The sequence below is a fragment of the Streptomyces flaveus genome (genome assembly GCF_014647675.1).
Classification (GTDB): Bacteria; Actinomycetota; Actinomycetes; order Streptomycetales; family Streptomycetaceae; genus Streptomyces; species Streptomyces flaveus.
Map to the genome: position 1 here is coordinate 497494 of NZ_BMPQ01000001.1, position 16959 is coordinate 514452.

Here is a 16959-nt window from a genome sequence, read left to right on the forward strand (position 1 = left end):
CCGTCAGGGCGCCGGAAAGGCGAGGCTTACGCCGTGTTCCTTCTCCGCACTGCGGAGGGAGGGGACAAGCGTCTCGCGCAACTCGCGGACCTCGTCGGCGTGTTCGGCGAGGAAGCGGGTCCGCAGGCTGAGACGTGCGGGTTCGCGGACGGCTTCGACCGGACGCATGCAGGTGGCGTAGGCGCGGCCGAGTCGGCGCCCGGCGCGGGGGATGTCGGCGGGGGCGGCCGTTTGCAGGAGGGCGTCGGCGACGGCCATGACACCGCCCTCGTCGCGGGCCTTGACGCCGTGCTGGGCGAGGCAGTCGGGCAGCGTGCCCAGGGCACGGTGCGTGGCGGGAGCGCGGCTCACGGAGGCGAGTTCGCGGAACCACCGGCGCTGAAGCGTGGCGTAGGAGTCGTGCAGCGCTTTGGCTGCTGCCGCTCCTTCGGAGAGGCAGCGGCGTACCTCGGCGGAACTGCCGGGGCGGGTAGCGGCTGGGCCTGTCTCGAGCGCGGGGACCTGAGCGCTCTCGCTCAGTCCGTGCCGAGCGATGAAGTCCAGGTCGGGCACTTCGAAGAAGCGGATGAACGCGACCGGAACGTCCTCAGGGAGGCCGATCCCGTGGTCATGTGCGCACGAGGCCGCGGTGGCACGGGACACCTGCCGCACGAAGACGTCCAGCCCCTGGGTCCACCGGCTTTCGGCACCGGTCGCGGGGAAGAGCATCCGTACGGGGTCGTCGGGCAGGCCGTGGCTGAGGCGGGCCGGGGGAACGGGCTCGGGCTCGGACGAGGTGCGGTCCGAGGAACCGGAGCCGGTCGAGCAGGCGGCGAGCAGCGCTGCGGCGACCGCCGTGACCACGGTACGGAGCATGAACCGGCTAGGGATCGCCGTGCGGATCATCCGGACCATTCCTCTTTCTCGCAGGGGCCCCGGGGGGCGCCGTCTGTGACGACACCCCCCGGGAGTCACGGGATCGGGTCAGTGGGTGATGCGGACGGTGTCGCCGCCGTTGAACCAGCTCGAGATCGCGAACGGAGTGTTGTCATTGACGTCCGTGCAGGGCAGGTAGCGGTCGACGGGGTACGAACCGTCGAGCACACCGATGTAGCCCGCACTGCACTGGAACCAGGTGCCGCTGGAGTTGCGGAGACGGCCGGCGTACTCGTCGTAGCCCACCGTCGTCTTGTCGTCGGCGAAGGTGAGGTTGAGGTCGCTGCAGGTGCTGGTGGACGACTTGCGGACGACGGTGCCCTGGCCGCCTCGCGCCCCTGTGGTCAGCGTCGAGGTCACACAGGCCTGCGGGGCGGCGGACGCGGTGGGAGCGATCGCGACCACGCAGGTCGCGGCGGAGGCCAGCGCGAGTGCGCCGGAGACAATGGCTTTCTTCATCGGTTCGCCCTTCGGTGGTGGTGGGTGCCTGCTGCGCCGCAAACGCTCGCAGACCGGGGCACTCACGCACTACGACCTTCGACAGGGCTCGAAAGTCGCAGCTCAGGCGGCGGAGGCGGGTGTTCCGCCGGTGTCCGCGGCAAGCCGACGGGACGGAGCATCGCCGCCCCGAGCGGAGTGAGGGTGTGCAGCACGGTGTTGTTGAGGCGTCGGCTCATGATCAGACCCGCGTCGCGCAGCACCGCCGTGTGGTGCGTGGCGGTGGCCGGGGAGACGCCGAGGGAGCGCGCCAGTTCCGTCGTCGTGGCACCGAGGGCGACGGCCCGCAGTGCGGCCGCGCGGGTCTTCCCCAGGAGCGCGGCGAGGGAGGCGTCGAGAGGGCGTACGGGCGCCGGCAGCCAGGAGCCGTGCAAGGGGTAGACCAGCACCGGCTGCAGGGTGGAGTCGGCCAGGGAGATCGGCGTCTGCCAGCAGAAGTAGGAGGGGACGAGGCGCAGTCCGCGTCCCCCGAGATGCAGGTCCCGGTCATCGACGTAGTCGACGTGGAGCACGGGCGGCTGCCAGCGTATGGCGGGCGAGAGACTGCCGAGCAGTCCGTCGATGCCGGTATCGAGGGTTTCGCGGGCGCGCAGGGCGCGTTCGCCCGCGACCATCGCGCAAATGCGGTCGTGATGGGGCGCGACGACGGCGTCGTGGTAGGCACGCAGGACCTTGGCGAGTTCCTCGCGGGCCGTGCGGTCCAGGAGTGTCGGCGCCCAGGCGGGGCAGCCGTTGGTCTGGTCCAGCAGGTCGATCTCGTGTGCCACCCGTGCGGCCGGGGTGTCGATGATCGCCGCGAGTCCCCGGTCCAGTCCGTCGGCGGCCTCGGGCGGGGTCAGGAAGTCGGGGAAGTAGTGCGCCAGGGGCACCAGCGGAACGATCAACCGGCGTACCGCGGCACCGAGCGGGGTGCCCGCGAGTGTGGCCCTGGTGGTTCGGTGCCAGTCGGCGAAGGCCCAGCGCCCGCGCTTCGTCTGCAGCCGGTGCAGGCTGCACGTGATCTCCCAGAGCGGATCGGGATGTCTTGCCAGCCGGATGCGTCCGAAGTCCTCGGACGTGAAGTGGATGCGCAGCACAAAACCTGCCCCCCTTGCCCCCCTACGGTCGTCCCGCTCGGGAAGCAGAGTGAGGCACAGCCGCCACAGAGAGCAACACGCTTACCGGCCGCACGACTTGGCCCAAAAGCGCCGGTCAAAAGGTCGCTCGAAGCGCCGCTGGAAAGGCTTCGAGGGGCCCGGTCCGTCGACCGAGCCCCTCGTTCTACCCCTCCCCCAACATCAGAACCCCCGCGGATCCCCCCAGATCCCCCCTCCAGAAGCTCTGATGCCAAGTACGACCCGCGGGGTGGGCGGAGGGTTGCACGGCTTCCGGAAGATTTTTTACGGGACCTCAGTGGTCCTCCGCCCGTACGCGGTCGGCGATGCCCAGCGTCAGCTTCTCCGCACGGTCCTGGAGGTCCCACTTCCCGTCCTGGTAGGCGTGGTTGCTCACCCAGAACACCAGGACGCCGTCGCGCGGCCAGCGCGCGAGATAGCCCAGAGACCAGTCGTTGCCGCCGTTGTGCCAGGCGAGCGGGCCTTCGGAAGTGCCGGTGACGACCCAGCCGTATCCGTAGTACGACGCGCCGGGCCCGAGCAGCTCGTCGGAGTCGGGGATCCGCACGTGGGGCGCGAACAGCCTCCGCCTGGCCGCCGCCGGAAGGATCTCGTCGCCCGAGAGGGCTCGGTGCCAGCGGAACATGTCACCCGCGGTGGAGAGCATGCCGCCGTTGCCGCGCAGGTTCCAGTACGGCCCGTCGGCCGCCCAGGGATGGTCGACGGGCCTGCCCTGGCTCCGTCCCTCGCTGTCGTACTCCACCGCGACCAGGTGCCGCGGCCACCGGGGCAGCACGTATCCGGTCCGGTCCATTCCGGCCGGTGCGAACAGGTGACGGGCCAGGAACGGCTCGTAGCCCTCCCCGGACGCCTCCTCGATGATCGCGGCGAGCAGGCTGTACCCGGTGTTGGAGTAGTGGAACTCCGCACCCGGGACGGACTGCAGCTTCGACGCCAGGGCCTGCCGCACCAACTCGTCGCGCGAGACGGGTTCGTAGTCGTCGCCGAGCCCCTCGACCAGGCCCGATGTGTGCGTGAGCAGGTGCTCGATCGTGATGCCGCGCTTGTCCCCGGGAACCGGCCACCCCAGGTGCCGGCCGATCGGATCACTCACCCGCAGCCGCCCCATCACCTCCAGCTTCAGGATCGCGGCCGCGGTGAACTGCTTGGTGTTCGACATGACGTCGTACACGGTGCGGCAGCTCGCGGGGGTGCCCGAGGCACGATCCGCCGTCCCGAACCCTCCGCAGTACGCGAGTTCGCCGCCGCGTGCGGCGATCACGGTGCCGCCGGACCCGGCGGGCAGGGTGCGGCGGAGGAAGCCGGCGACCGACTCCCCGTCGCGCGCCTTCGGGAACGGGGCGCCGGGCGGTGCCGCGCGCCCGGCGGCCCGTTCTTCGGCGCATCCGCCCACCATCACCAGAACCGAGAGGACCGTGGCGGCGACGCCCGTACGGCGACAGTGACGCAGACGAAGACCCTTGCCCATATGACCTCCAACATCGGGAATCCGCACCGAGGTTGACCGCCGCTGTCGCCGTTCCTCAAGCTGTCAGGGTGTTCGAGCTTGTGCGAGCCCGTGTACGTCCAGCTCACCAGGGGGGACCACCGTCATGACCACCGCACCGCCCACACCACCGGACACCGACCCGGCCGCCTTCGTGGCGGCGCTACGACGCCTCAAGGCGTGGTCGGGCCTGAGCTACCGCCAGCTGGAACGCCGCGCGACGGCGGCGGGCCACACGCTGCCCTACTCCACGGCGGCGACCATGCTCGGCAGGGAGCGGCTGCCCCGCGAGGAGCTGGTCGTCGCGTTCGTCACGGCCTGCGGAGTGCGGGACGACGAGGCGGAGGCGTGGGCGGACGCGCGCACCACCATCGTCTGCGGGCACGTCGACGCCCCACCCCCACGCAACGACGAAACCAAGCGCTCGTGGCGGCCACGCTGGGCGTTCGTCGCTGCGGCGGCGTTCGCCACGGCACTCCTCGGCGGGGCGGCGTCATCCGGTGCCTTCACTGACGAGCAGGAGATACAGGAGACGCGGCAGACACAGACGTCTCTCGGCCTGTAATGCGCTTGCGCAGGTGCCGACCGCCCACCGGCGGCCGTGTGCCGCTCGGCTTGATGGCGGCGGGAACACCCGTCACGTGGCCGACGGCCGTGGCTGTTCCGGCGGGACCGACCCCTCGGCAACCGCCATCCACTGGTCCAGGTCGGCCTGCGTGAACTCCGGCCACGCGGGAATCTCGGGAAGCCGGCGGAGAAGGTCGTACGCCTCCGCGATCCGCGGCCCGCGAAGCACCGGTGAATGGCAGCCGGCGATGACCTCGGCATCCAGCCGCTGGAAGTCGTCCACCACCGCCCCGAACTTCCGGCCGTCGAGCAGCGCGACCCAGGGCGAGACCAGGCGCCCGCCGAAGAACTGGCCTTCGCGAAATTCATCGGCGGACAGGTCGGCGATTTCGGGGATGGGAGCGGGCACGTTCGTCGCGAAGGTGTCCACCGCCCACAGGACATCGGTCTTCGGGTCGAAGAGGGCGCGGGTCGTGGGGTTGTCGTACAACGGCGGCCGCTTGGCCACCAGAGTTCGGTCACCCACATCCACCGTATCGCCGTCGATCATGAAGCGGCACCGGTTGATGGGCGTCTCCCACTCCTCGGCCATGCGCCCGATCGAGAACCACGTCGTCAGCAGCGTCGCGTTCGGGCATTCAGCGAGTACCGCCAAGAGGTTGCCGGCGTGGTCACGGTCGTCGTGAGTGAGGAAGATCCACCGAACGTCCAACGGATCCACCACGGACCACGCGGCCTCCAGCCACTGGGACCGAACCGCCGGTGCCCCGGTGTCCACAAGCACCGGTTCGGATCCCCGGATCACCATCGAATTCATCGGGAAGTGGCCGACCGGCGGGGCTTCCAGAGCCCACGGGATGACGAACGTCTCCTCGGCGATCCGGTACGGCTGCAGAAGGTGGAAGGTTTCCATGGTCGTCATCGCTGCTCTCCCTAGAACGGGGTCCGGCCGCAGCGCCCGCGATTCCAGTCCAGCCCCTGGGCGGACTCCCGTCAAACGCAGGGTCCGCTCAGTAGCGGTCGAGCAAAGCCTGGACGTAACCCTCCAGCCGACTGGTCAGCACGGTGGGGATCAGATCGGTTCGGTCCAGTTCGCGCCATGGGACGGCCACCTTCTCGGCGTCCGGGCGAAGGCCAAGGCGTCCAGCAACCGCCGGCAGATCGGAACGCCGGTCGGCCCCCTCATCGCCCAGGCGCACGGACCCCGGCAGCAGGGACATCAGCAAGGACGGGTGATCGCAGTGCTGCGCCGTCGCGTCCACACCCACCAGCGTGGCCGCGGGCACGTCCGTATCGCCGAGCAGGCGCAGAATGTCCGCCTCGCGGCTCAGCAGCCCCTCCGCGTGCCGCAAGAAGAAGGGTTTGACGAACGACCGCAGAACCATCGAGCGCCGACCGCCCGGCCCGGAGATGTCCAGACGCCGCATTTCCGACGTCCACCCGCCACGAAGCCGCACCACGCCGTCGATGTGCTCGCCCGCAGACAGCGCCTGCTCCACCCAGGCCCGCGTCGCACCCCAGCCGCGAACGTCAAGATGGGGCGCCCCTTCCCTCGTAGGGCGCCCCAAGCTCGTCAGGCCATGTACGCCCTTACGCCGCATGCTCCACGAACCGTGCCGCCGTCTCCGCCAGCACCTCGCGGCCGTCCCGTGCCCACAGCCCGGCGTTGAAAAGCTCGACCTCGATGGGACCGGTGTAGCCCGCCGCCTCGACGTAGCCCTTCCACTCCCTCATGTCGATCGCGCCGTCGCCGATCTGACCACGGCCGGTGAGGACGCCCTCCGGCAACGGGGTTGTCCAGTCGGCCAGTTGGAAGGTGTGGATGCGGCCGCCGGCGCCCGCGCGGGTGATCTGGGCGGGGGCCTGGTCGTCCCACCAGATGTGGTACGTGTCGACCGTCACGCCCACCTGCTCCGCCGGGAAGCGTTCCGCGAGGTCCAGCGCCTGGGCCAGGGTGGACACCACGCAGCGGTCCGAGGCGAACATCGGGTGCAGCGGCTCGATGGCCAGCCGGACGCCGCGCTCAGCCGCGTACGGCCCCAGCTCGGCCAGTGCGTCCGCGATGCGCTCCCGCGCGCCGTGCAGGTCCTTCGAGCCGGGCGGAAGGCCGCCCGAGACCAGGACCAGGGTGTCCGTGCCGAGGGTGGCCGCCTCGTCGATGGCCGCCCTGTTGTCGTCCAGCGCCTTCGCCCGCTCGTCCGGGTCGATCGCCGTGAAGAAACCGCCCCGGCACAACGTCGTCACGGCGAGACCCGCCTCGCGGATCAGCTTGGCCGTCGCCTCCACGCCGTACGACTGGACCGGCTCGCGCCACAGGCCCACGCCCGGTACACCCAACTCCAGGCAGGCGTCGACCAGTTCGGGCAGCGATAGCTGCTTCACCGTCATCTGGTTGATCGAGAAACGGGAAAGGTTCTCGACCATCACTGATCCACTCACGGATTCGCTCACCTGGTCTCCTTCGAGGATGCCGCCGCCTTCAAGCGGGGGAGGAATCGAACTCCTGCGGAGCAGGGCAAGGAACGGGATTTCGCCTCCAGGGCGAAATCCCGCCACGCGATCGGGTAACGTGCCTGCCGTGCGTTGCGAGAACCAAGCACGCACACCGTGCCGATCGAGAACCAAGACGGCACTGCCGAGCTTTGCTCAACAAACCGGGCAGGTTCCGTCCCGGCTGGTGTTGAGGGAGTAAGACCTTGCAGGCCGCTGGCCTGTGGGGCTTCCTGAGCCAGGAATCCCCCTGCTTCAGCTGGGGGAGGGTTCAATGTTCCACTCCGTACAGCGACAGCAAGCTCTTCATCCGCGCCACGGCCAGCGCCGGGTCCGGGAACAATCCCAGCCCGTCGGCCAGTTCGTACGCGCGGGCGAAGTGCGGGAGCGAGCGGGCCGACTGGAGGCCGCCGACCATCGTGAAGTGCGACTGGTGGCCCGCGAGCCAGGCCAGGAAGACCACGCCCGTCTTGTAGAAGCGGGTCGGGGTCTGGAAGAGGTGGCGGGACAACTCGACCGTGGGATCGAGGAGTTCGCGGAAGCCCTTCACGTCGCCCGTGTCGAGGACCCGGACGGCTTCTGCCGCCAGCGGGCCCAGCGGGTCGAAGATGCCGAGCAGGGCGTGGCTGAAGCCCTGGTCGTCGCCCGCGATCAGCTCCGGGTAGTTGAAGTCGTCGCCCGTGTAGCAGCGGACGCCCTTCGGCAGCCGGCGGCGCAGGTCGATCTCCCGCTGGGCGTCCAGGAGGGAGACCTTGATGCCGTCGACCTTGTCGGGGTGCGCGGCGATGACCTCCAGGAAGGTGTCGGTCGCGGCGTCCAGGTCGGACGAGCCCCAGTAGCCCTCCAGGGCCGGGTCGAACATCGGGCCGAGCCAGTGCAGGATCACGGGTTCGGAGGCCTGGCGGAGGAGATGCCCGTACACGTCGAGGTAGTCCTCGGGACCGGAGGCCACCGCCGCCAGCGCCCGCGACGCCATCAGGATCGCCTGCGCGCCCGTCCCCTCCACGAGCGCGAGCTGCTCCTCGTACGCCGCCTGGACCTCCGCCAAGGAGCCCGAGGCGAGCTGGTCCGTGCCCACCCCGCACGCGATCAGCCCGCCGACGGCCTTCGCCTCGGCGGCCGAGCGGCGGATCAGTTCCGCCGCTCCCGCCCAGTCCAGGCCCATCCCCCGCTGAGCCGTGTCCATCGCCTCCGCGACGCCGAGCCCGTGCGACCACAGGTGGCGGCGGAAGGCGAGGGTGGCGTCCCAGTCGACGGCCGCGGGTGAGTCGGGGGAGACATCCGCGTACGGGTCGGCCACGACGTGCGCGGCGGAGAAGACCGTACGGGAGCTGAACGGGGCGCCCGTGGTGAGGGCGAGGGGTTCCGTGCGCGGAGTGTAGGACCTCAACACCCCGTCCGCACCGGGCAGTTGGATCGTCCCTGTCGTTCCAGTAGTCCCAGTCGTCACAGCGAGATCTCCGGTACGTCGAAACGGCGGCCCTCGGCCGAGGACTTCAGTCCCAGTTCGGCGAGCTGGACGCCGCGGGCGCCGGCGAGCAGGTCCCAGTGGTAGGGCGCGTCGGCGTACACGTGCTTGAGGAAGAGCTCCCACTGGGCCTTGAAGCCGTTGTCGAACTCGTCGTTGTCGGGCACCTCCTGCCACTGGTCGCGGAAGACCTCGGTGGCGGGGATGTCCGGGTTCCAGACCGGCTTCGGCGTCGAACTGCGGTGCTGGGCACGGCAGTTGCGCAGGCCGGCGACCGCCGAGCCCTCGGTGCCGTCGACCTGGAACTCCACCAGCTCGTCACGGTTGACGCGTACGGTCCAGGAGGAGTTGATCTGGGCGATGGCGCCGTTCTCCAGCTCGAAGATGCCGTACGCGGCGTCGTCGGCGGTCGCGGCGTACGGCTTGCCCTGCTCGTCCCAGCGCTGCGGGATGTGGGTCGCGGTCAGCGCCTGTACGGACTTGACGCGGCCGAACAGTTCGTGGAGGACGTACTCCCAGTGCGGGAACATGTCGACGACGATGCCGCCGCCGTCCTCGGCACGGTAGTTCCAGGACGGGCGCTGGGCGGACTGCCAGTCACCCTCGAAGACCCAGTAGCCGAACTCGCCGCGGATGGACAGGATCCGTCCGAAGAAGCCGCCGTCGATGAGGCGCTTGAGCTTGAGCAGGCCCGGGAGGAAGAGCTTGTCCTGGACCACGCCGTGCTTGATGCCCTTGGCATCGGCCAGCCGGGCGAGCTCCAGTGCGCCGTCGAGGCCGGTCGCGGTCGGCTTCTCGGTGTAGATGTGCTTTCCGGCCTCGATGGCCTTCTTGATGGCGTCCTCGCGGGCGGAGGTGACCTGCGCGTCGAAGTAGATGTCGACGGCCGGGTCCTCGAGTACGGCGTCGAGGCTGGTGGACCAGTGCTCGATGCCGTGCTGGTCCGCGAGCGCCTTCAGCGCGTACTCACGGCGGCCGACGAGCACGGGCTCGGGCCACAGCACGGTGCCGTCGCCCAGGTCGAGGCCGCCCTGTTCGCGCAGGGCGAGGATGGAGCGGACGAGATGCTGGCGGTAGCCCATGCGTCCCGTCACGCCGTTCATCGCGATGCGCACCGTCTTGCGTGTCACGTCATTCCCTTCGTACGCGTTCTGCGCCGCGTACGCCCCACAGGTGAACAGGTGAGCGTTACAGCAAGCGCTTTCTATGTGATGAGAAGCTAGCCTCTGTGCAGCGGATCGGACAAGACCGCGCGGTGGTGAGATGTGCGAGACATGCGGTCGTGTGCGGGATGTACCTATGTAGAGGCCTGACCGGAGGACGATAGATGACCGTGACCCTGGCGGACGTGGCGGCTCGCGCGCAGGTCTCGCCCGCCACCGTGTCCCGCGTGCTGAACGGCAACTACCCCGTGGCGGCAACGACGCGGGAGCGGGTACTGCGGGCCGTGGACGAGCTGGACTACGTACTGAACGGCCCGGCGAGCGCACTGGCCGCCGCCACCTCCGACCTGGTCGGGATCCTGGTCAACGACATCGCCGACCCCTTCTTCGGGATCATGGCGGCGGCGATCCAGTCCGAGATCGGCGGACCCGGCGGGCGTGCGGGCGGGGAACGCCTTGGCGTCGTCTGCAACACGGGCGGCTCCCCGGAACGCGAGCTCACCTATCTCACGCTCCTTCAGCGCCAACGCGCCGCCGCGGTCGTACTGACCGGCGGCGCCGTCGAGAACACCGCGCACGCGACGGCCGTCGCGACGAAGCTGCGCAAGCTGGCGGACGCGGGGACCCGGGTGGTGCTGTGCGGACGTCCGCCCGCACCGGCCGACACCGACGCGGTGGCGCTCACGTTCGACAACCGCGGCGGCGGCCAGGAGCTCACCGAGCACCTGATCGAACTCGGCCATCGCCGCATGGGCTACATCGCGGGCCCCGAGGAGCGGACCACGACCCGCCACCGCCTCGAAGGCCACCGGGCCGCGCTCGCCGCGCACGGTATCCCCGACGACCCCGCGTGGACCGTCCACGGCCGCTACGACCGCCGGGCGGGTTACGAGGCGACCCTCGAACTCCTGCGCCGCGAGCCGTCGTTGACGGCCGTTGTCGCCGCGAACGACACCGTCGCGCTCGGCGCGTGTGCCGCGCTGCGCGACTCGGGGCTGCGTATCCCCGATGACGTCTCGGTCGTCGGGTTCGACGACCTGCCGTTCAGCGTCGATGCGGTGCCCGCGCTGACGACGGTGCGGTTGCCGCTCTCGGAGGCGGGGGCCCTGGCCGGGCGGGTCGCCATGGGGCGGGAGGAGGCCCCGGAGGGGGGGATCGTGACGGTGCGGGGGGAGTTGATGGTGCGGGGGTCTACGGGCGTGCCCAAGGGGTAGCGGGGCGCCTACGGGGGTGGTGGGTTCGGTTCGTGGGCGAGTGCGGGTTCGTCGTGGCTTGTCGCGCAGTTCCCCGCGCCCGCGCGGCGGAGCCGCATTGGTACAGTCCCGCGCCCCTGAAAGAGAAGCCTGCGGCCTCCTTTCAGGGGCGCGGTAGCGAACCGAGCCATGGACGAGGCGTCGTCGTCGGTCTACCCTCAGGACAGCGATATCTCTGACTGAGTCAACCATCTCGAGGTTCGGCCCATGACCATCCAGGACATCCGCTCGTTCAACCGCTTCTATACGAACGTCATCGGCGCGCTGGACTACAGCCGCCAGTTGTACGCCCCGTACACGCTGACCGAGGCTCGGGTGCTGTACGAACTCGCGCATTCACTCCGTACGGACGCCGCCGATCTGCGTGGTGAACTGTCGTTGGACGCCGGGTATTTGAGCCGCATCCTGGCGAAGTTCGAGCAGGACGGGCTGATCGAGCGCGCGCCCTCCGAGACGGACACCCGGCGGCGTCACATCACGCTCACCGTGCGCGGGCGCGAGGTGGCCGATCTGCTGGACGAGCGTTCGCGGGAAGCGGTCGGTTCGCTGCTGGCCACCGTTCCGGCGGACGACCGGCCCCGCCTGACCGAGGCGATGCGCACGATCCGGGACGTTCTGTCCGACGGTCGGACGCCGCGCCGCGAGGACGTCGTCCTGCGGGACCCCGGCCCCGGCGACCTCGGCTGGATCGTTGAGCGCAACGCCGCGCTGTACGCCGCCGAGCACGGGTTCAACACGGACTACGAGGGCCTGGTCGCCCGGATCGTCGCGGACTTCGCGGAGGATCACGACCCGCATCTGGAGCGGGTGTGGATCGCGGAGCTGGACGGTCGCGCGGTGGGCTGCGTGATGTGCGTACGGGACGAGGCGCCGGGAGCCGCACGTCTGCGTCTCCTCCTCGTCGAGCCGGACGCGCGCGGCCTCGGTATCGGTGACCGACTCGTGCGCGCCTGCATCGAGTTCGCGCGGGGCGTCGGCTACCGCGAAATGGTCCTGTGGACGAACGACGTACTGTCCGCGGCCCGCAAGATCTACCAGCGCCACGGCTTCGTCCTCCTCGCCGAGAAGCCGCACCGTTCCTTCGGTGTGGACCTGGTCGGCCAGGACTGGCGCCTGGACCTGCACGGCACACAGGACTGACTCTGCCCAGCATGCGGGGGTGGCAGGTAGGGTCCGCAGCATGAAGTTGGCCTTCTCCACGCTCGGCGTTCCCGGACTGCCCATCCCCGATGTGCTGCGGCTCGCGGCCGCGCACGGCTACCACGGTGTCGAGTTGCGCGCGCACCCCGAGGAGCCGGTCCATCCCGGCATAGACCTGAGCCGGCGGGCCGACGTGGCCGCCGAGTTCAAGGGGGCGGGCGTGGAGATCCTGGGGCTCGCGGGATACGCGCGCGTGGCCGCACCGGGCGACGACGAACCCGTACTCCAGGAGATCCGCGGGCTCCTGGAGCTGGCCCGCGACCTGGGCGCCCCCTTCATCCGCGTCTTTCCCGGCGGCGGCACCGACCAGAGCCCCGGGGAGGCCGACGCGACGGCCGCGCGGCGTCTGGGCACGGCCGCGGAGTACGCCGCCGATCTTGGCGTACGCATCCTCCTGGAGACCCACGACTCGCACCGCACGGGCGCGGACGCCATCCGTGTCCTCGGCCTCGTCGGCCACCCCCGCGTCGGCGCCCTCTGGGACGTCATGCACACCTGGCTCGGCGGCGAACAGCCCGGCTCGACGTATGCGGCCCTCTCCCCCTACCTCGGCTATGTCCAGGTCAAGGACATCGCGTCCGCCGACGACACCACCCCGCTGCCGCTCGGCGCGGGTGTCCTCCCGCTCACCGAGTGCGTGGAACTCCTCTCCCGCGAGGGCTGGGACGGTTGGCTGTGCTGGGAGTACGAGAAGCGGTGGTACGAGCAGGCCGCGCCGCTCGAAGGTCTGCTGGGCGCCGGCCGGGAGCACCTGTCGCGGTTGCTGAACGAGTCGGCCTGACGGGGTGAGCAACTCGGCTTGGTTCAAGGGGAATTACAATTACAGCTGATGCTCATCCGTGAAGCCCTCCGTGCCCTCGGCCGCACCTGGCGCCCCCTCTACGGCTTCACCCTCGTCGTCACCGCACTCACCACCCTCGTCGGCGGCGGCATCGTGGCGGCCGGGTTCCTCGTGTCCTGGGGCACGTTCGAGGACGTCCGGAGAGGCGCGGAGCAGAATGTCGCCGACCAGGACCCCATCGCGGCCTACATCGACGGCCGGATGGAGTCGCTGCAAAAGGTCGGAGCCGTCGTCACGGTCCTGCTCCTGGTTGTCGCGGTGGTCGTCCTCGCCGTGCTGCACACCGCTCACGCGGTCGCCTTCGACCACACCCGCAACGGCGACCAAGGACGCCTGAGCATCCGGGAGTTATGGGCGCGCACGCGCCCACACGTCGGCGTCGCCATCTGGGTGCAGGGGCGGACCTGGCTGCGCGTCGGCGCTGTCGCCTTCCTGGGGTTCGCACTGTGGGTGGCCGTCGAGGCGGGCGAGGTGCCCGGGTTGGAGCGTACGGGCGACGGTGAGACCGTGCCGATGCAGTACCGGATCGTGGGCTGGTACCTGCCGATAGCGATCGCAGGGCTCGGCCTGCTGGTGTATTTCCGCCACTGCGTGGCCACCGCCGTGCTGGTGTCCGAGAACTCCTCCTCCAAAGCGGCCGTACGCCGCTCCTGGGCACTGACTCGGGTCGCGCCCTGGAAGACGTACGGCATGGGCCTGTTCCTCACGGCCGCCGTCGTACTCGTCTTCACGCTGCTCCAGTACGCGGCTGCCCCCGTCGCCCACTCCCTCGGCCTGGCCATGCTCTGGCTGAGCGGCGACAACGCGTACATCACCGGCGTACTGGTCCTGATCACTCCGACCGCGGTGGCGCTCCTGCTGGTGCCGCTGATCCTGCCGCCGGTGTGCTCGACGGTCGACCTCCTCCACGTGGAACTCCGCGCACAAGAGAGCCGGGTCGGCTCCGCGGTGTGATGCCCGGCGCGATGCCCAGGGTGCGCGGGTTCCAGTGACGTCGGTTTGAATTGCAAACCAACCTCATCCGCCATGGACACCTCATTGGCATGGCCCTGTAACACTCCTGACGGAGGCTCAAGAAGCACTCCGGCCTCACCCGCAACTCACCCCCCACCGGGCCGGGTTGATCCAACGATGCAGCCTCGGCCCGCCAGGGCCGTGGGCTGCGGGCGAGGAGGAATTGATGGTTGCAGAGGCATCTCGCCGCGGTTTCCTGAGATCCGTCGGGATCGCGGGCGGCGCCGGAATGCTGTACTCGGCGATGGGGGCCCTGGGGCTCGCGCCGGTCCCGGAGGCTCGGGCCGAGGCGTACCGGGCGCCCCGGAACGGCGACTTCGAACTCACCGGGCGGAGCCGCAAGAAGGTCCTCGTGCTCGGCGGTGGCATAGCCGGCCTGGCAACGGCGTACGAGCTGGGCAAGGCGGGCTACGACTGCCGGATCCTGGAGGCGAAGGACCGCCCGGGCGGACGCAACTGGACGGTCCGCGGCGGCACCACACTGACCGATCTGGACGGGCGTACGCAGAAGGGCTCGTTCTCCAAGGGCCAGTACATGAACGCGGGCCCGGCCCGGCTGCCGCAGTCCCACGTCACGCTCGAGTACTGCCGTGAGCTCGGCGTTCCTCTCGAGGTGTTCACCAACCAGAACGCCAACGCGTACATCTACCACGAGAAGAGCGCAGCCCTCGCGGGCAAGCCGATCCGCTGGCGTACGGCGAAGGCCGATGTTCACGGCTACGTCTCCGAGTTGCTCGCCAAAGCCACCGACCAGGGCGCCCTGGACAAGGAACTCACCGCCGCCGACAAGGAAGGCCTCATCGCGTTCCTGCAGAACTTCGGCGCCATCAAGGGCAAGGCGGACGGCTTCGCGTACACCGGCAGCGACCGTCGCGGCTACTCGGTCGAACCTGGCGCGGGCTTCGAGGAGGGCACGGTGCTCGGCCCGGTGCCCTCCCTGTCGGACGTGGTCGCGAGCGGCGTCGGGCAGCGCTTCTCCTTCGAGTTCGGCTACGACCAGGCCATGCTGATGTTCCAGCCGGTGGGCGGGATGGACGCCATCCCGTACGCGCTCGCCAAGGCCATCGGCCAGGACCGGATCACGTACGGCGCCAAGGCGATGGAGGTGAAGAACCTTCCGGACGGCGCCGAGGTCACCTACGAGGACGCCGAGGGCCGTATCCGCACCCGGCGCGCCGACTTCGTCGTGGCGGCCATCCCGCCCATGGTCATGGCCCGTATCAAGCACAACCTGGGTGCGGACGTCACCGCGGCGCTGAAGTACCCCACAGCGACTCCCGTCGGCAAGATCGGGCTCGAGTACCGCAGCCGCTGGTGGGAGACGGACGAGCACATCTACGGCGGCATCACACCGACCGACACGGACCTGGCCACCATCTGGTACCCGTCGTACGGCTATCAGGGCCGCCGCGGCACGCTCATCGGCTACTACAACTTCGGTGACAACGCTGTCGCGTACAGCGATCTGCCGCACGCCGAGCGGCTGAAGCGGGCAGTGAGCCGGGGCGTGAAGATCCACGGCGACAAGTACCGCACCGAACTCGACCAGTCCTTCAGCGTCGCCTGGCATCGCACGCCCCACATCGAGGCGGGCTGGGTCGGCTGGCCCTCGCAGACCGGACCCGAGTACAAGCTGCTCAACCAGCCCGCGGGACACGTCTACTTCGCCGGCGACTGGCTCAGCCACGTCATCGCCTGGCAGCACGGTGCGTTCACCTCGGCACGCAAGGTCGTGACCGGGATCCACGAGAGGGTGATGGCGGGATGAAGCGGCGTACGAAGGTTTTCGTCGGTACGGCCCTGACCGGGGCGCTGCTGACCGGCTCTGCGACAGTCGCCGGTGCCAAGGGCTGGTGGTCGCCGGGCCCGAAGGACGTACGGGTCATGCTGCCCGAGGGGCAGTCCAACCCGGCCATCGCGAACGGCGTGGCGACGGGCGGGGAAGTCGCCGTCTACCAGAGCAGCGGTCTCGGCCCGTCCCCGCTGAACCCGGCCGCGCCCGAGGGCACGTCCGAGCGCTACACCGACCCCGCCCTCACCGAAGGGGCGCAGGGCGTCACGATCACCGAGGCGCAGGCGCTCGTCGTGCTCCGCAACATCAGAACCAACCTCGAGACCGCGGGCGTGAAACCGGCCGACGTCATCACGATGAAGGCGTATCTGATGAAACCGCCGGGCGCCGAGATCGCCGACTACGCGGGCTGGAACCGCGCGTACCGGCAGTACTTCGCGAACATCGACCTGAAGTCGCTCCAGGTCGTGCCGGTGTCCATGGGCACTTCGGCCCCCAAGCCGCCGCTGCTCGCCAACAAGGCCCGCCCGGCGCGGGCGACGATGGAGGTCGCCTCGCTGGCCGTGCCGGGGTGGCTCGTCGAGGTCGAGGTGACGGCGACGTACAACAAGAAGCGCTGATCGGCGAGTTCGGTGAGTTCAGCGGGTTCACAGGTTGGCTGCGGCGCTCCGGCCCAAAACAGTGCCGCAGCAACCTCCTCGGACACGGTGGTGCGTTCCCGTACCAATTTCCGGGAATCGGGCCGATCCGGGGAACCCATCCCCGCCACCCCCCGTCCAATCCGCAGGCTGCCGGATGAGTCTCCGCTGTGCGGTGTCGGCCCTCGCTGCTGGCTGCGATCGCTGACCCACCCTCTCCAACCGCCTGCGGCCGGCAGCATGCCGTCATCGGCGCGCCCCCTCCAACTGCGCCGGTGGCGGCCCCTCTCGGGGCCACTTTCTCTCAAGCAGTGCGCTGGAAGCCCAGTGATGAACCCGCGGGCCGGTGGGGGCTGGTCGCGCAGTTCCCCGCGCCCCTGACGGGGCGCGCTGTGCCACGCCGGACTTTTCTCGTGCCGCGCGGTCTTGACTGGCAGAAAGTTCCCGGATATCCGTGACTTCTCGGAAGTTTCCTTCATGCTCGCCCCTCCACGGGCCCCTCGGGCCCTCTCCGGAAGG

General features: G+C 69.9%; 16 protein-coding genes. 7 read left to right on the forward strand and 9 right to left on the reverse strand.

Annotated elements, in window-relative coordinates; genetic code table 11:
* Nucleotides 1-3: 3 nt before the first annotated feature.
* The 4 genes from IEZ21_RS01995 to IEZ21_RS02010 all read right to left on the reverse strand — a co-directional run bounded on the left by IEZ21_RS01995 (nt 4) and on the right by IEZ21_RS02010 (nt 3996).
* On the reverse strand, nt 4-885 hold the full coding sequence (locus tag IEZ21_RS01995) for a hypothetical protein (protein ID WP_189320131.1): 882 nt from the start codon (nt 883-885) through the stop codon (nt 4-6).
* A gap of 78 nt (nt 886-963) precedes the next feature.
* Nucleotides 964-1374 carry a hypothetical protein gene (locus IEZ21_RS02000; RefSeq protein WP_189320132.1) on the reverse strand — a complete coding sequence of 137 codons (411 nt, stop codon included), beginning with the start codon at nt 1372-1374 and terminating at the stop codon, nt 964-966.
* A gap of 62 nt (nt 1375-1436) precedes the next feature.
* The gene (locus tag IEZ21_RS02005; RefSeq protein ID WP_189320133.1) at nt 1437-2489 is read right to left on the reverse strand and encodes a helix-turn-helix domain-containing protein; all 1053 of its coding nucleotides are present in this window, start codon (nt 2487-2489) and stop codon (nt 1437-1439) included.
* A 313-nt stretch (nt 2490-2802) separates the two neighbouring features.
* Complete coding sequence (locus IEZ21_RS02010) at nt 2803-3996, reverse strand: serine hydrolase domain-containing protein (protein ID WP_246567208.1); 1194 nt, start codon at nt 3994-3996, stop codon at nt 2803-2805.
* A 124-nt stretch (nt 3997-4120) separates the two neighbouring features.
* On the opposite strand from IEZ21_RS02010, the gene IEZ21_RS02015 reads away from it, so the two are divergent.
* The gene (locus tag IEZ21_RS02015; protein ID WP_189320134.1) at nt 4121-4579 is read left to right on the forward strand and encodes a helix-turn-helix domain-containing protein; all 459 of its coding nucleotides are present in this window, start codon (nt 4121-4123) and stop codon (nt 4577-4579) included.
* 72 nt (nt 4580-4651) lie between these two features.
* Here the strand turns inward: IEZ21_RS02015 and IEZ21_RS02020 are convergent, their stop codons facing one another.
* The 5 genes from IEZ21_RS02020 to IEZ21_RS02040 form a co-directional block, all read right to left on the reverse strand.
* Entirely contained in the window at nt 4652-5503 is an 852-nt protein-coding gene (locus IEZ21_RS02020) for an MBL fold metallo-hydrolase (protein WP_245685434.1), read from the reverse strand.
* 88 nt (nt 5504-5591) lie between these two features.
* Nucleotides 5592-6080: a phosphotransferase gene (locus tag IEZ21_RS02025; RefSeq protein ID WP_246567210.1), complete on the reverse strand. Its 489-nt coding sequence runs from the start codon at nt 6078-6080 to the stop codon at nt 5592-5594.
* A 91-nt stretch (nt 6081-6171) separates the two neighbouring features.
* Nucleotides 6172-7005 carry a sugar phosphate isomerase/epimerase family protein gene (locus IEZ21_RS02030; RefSeq protein WP_189320374.1) on the reverse strand — a complete coding sequence of 278 codons (834 nt, stop codon included), beginning with the start codon at nt 7003-7005 and terminating at the stop codon, nt 6172-6174.
* Nucleotides 7006-7342: 337 nt separating this feature from the next.
* Complete coding sequence (locus IEZ21_RS02035) at nt 7343-8488, reverse strand: dihydrodipicolinate synthase family protein (protein ID WP_373302166.1); 1146 nt, start codon at nt 8486-8488, stop codon at nt 7343-7345.
* A gap of 29 nt (nt 8489-8517) precedes the next feature.
* Nucleotides 8518-9669: a Gfo/Idh/MocA family protein gene (locus IEZ21_RS02040; RefSeq protein WP_189320136.1), complete on the reverse strand. Its 1152-nt coding sequence runs from the start codon at nt 9667-9669 to the stop codon at nt 8518-8520.
* Between the two features lie 197 nt (nt 9670-9866).
* Between IEZ21_RS02040 and IEZ21_RS02045 the strand changes: the two genes are divergently transcribed.
* From IEZ21_RS02045 to IEZ21_RS02070, 6 genes are all read left to right on the forward strand, one after another.
* Nucleotides 9867-10916 (forward strand): LacI family DNA-binding transcriptional regulator, encoded by a 1050-nt coding sequence (locus IEZ21_RS02045; protein WP_189320137.1) that lies wholly within the window; start codon nt 9867-9869, stop codon nt 10914-10916.
* A gap of 246 nt (nt 10917-11162) precedes the next feature.
* On the forward strand, nt 11163-12095 hold the full coding sequence (locus tag IEZ21_RS02050) for a bifunctional helix-turn-helix transcriptional regulator/GNAT family N-acetyltransferase (protein WP_189320138.1): 933 nt from the start codon (nt 11163-11165) through the stop codon (nt 12093-12095).
* A 40-nt stretch (nt 12096-12135) separates the two neighbouring features.
* Complete coding sequence (locus IEZ21_RS02055) at nt 12136-12936, forward strand: sugar phosphate isomerase/epimerase family protein (protein ID WP_189320139.1); 801 nt, start codon at nt 12136-12138, stop codon at nt 12934-12936.
* A 48-nt stretch (nt 12937-12984) separates the two neighbouring features.
* Nucleotides 12985-13950, forward strand: coding sequence for a hypothetical protein (locus IEZ21_RS02060; protein WP_189320140.1), 966 nt, complete (start codon nt 12985-12987; stop codon nt 13948-13950).
* A 226-nt stretch (nt 13951-14176) separates the two neighbouring features.
* Nucleotides 14177-15778, forward strand: coding sequence for a flavin monoamine oxidase family protein (locus tag IEZ21_RS02065; RefSeq protein ID WP_189320141.1), 1602 nt, complete (start codon nt 14177-14179; stop codon nt 15776-15778).
* Entirely contained in the window at nt 15775-16422 is a 648-nt protein-coding gene (locus IEZ21_RS02070) for a Rid family hydrolase (protein ID WP_189320142.1), read from the forward strand. The genes IEZ21_RS02065 and IEZ21_RS02070 overlap by 4 nt, the downstream gene beginning before the upstream one ends.
* Nucleotides 16423-16959: the final 537 nt, after the last annotated feature.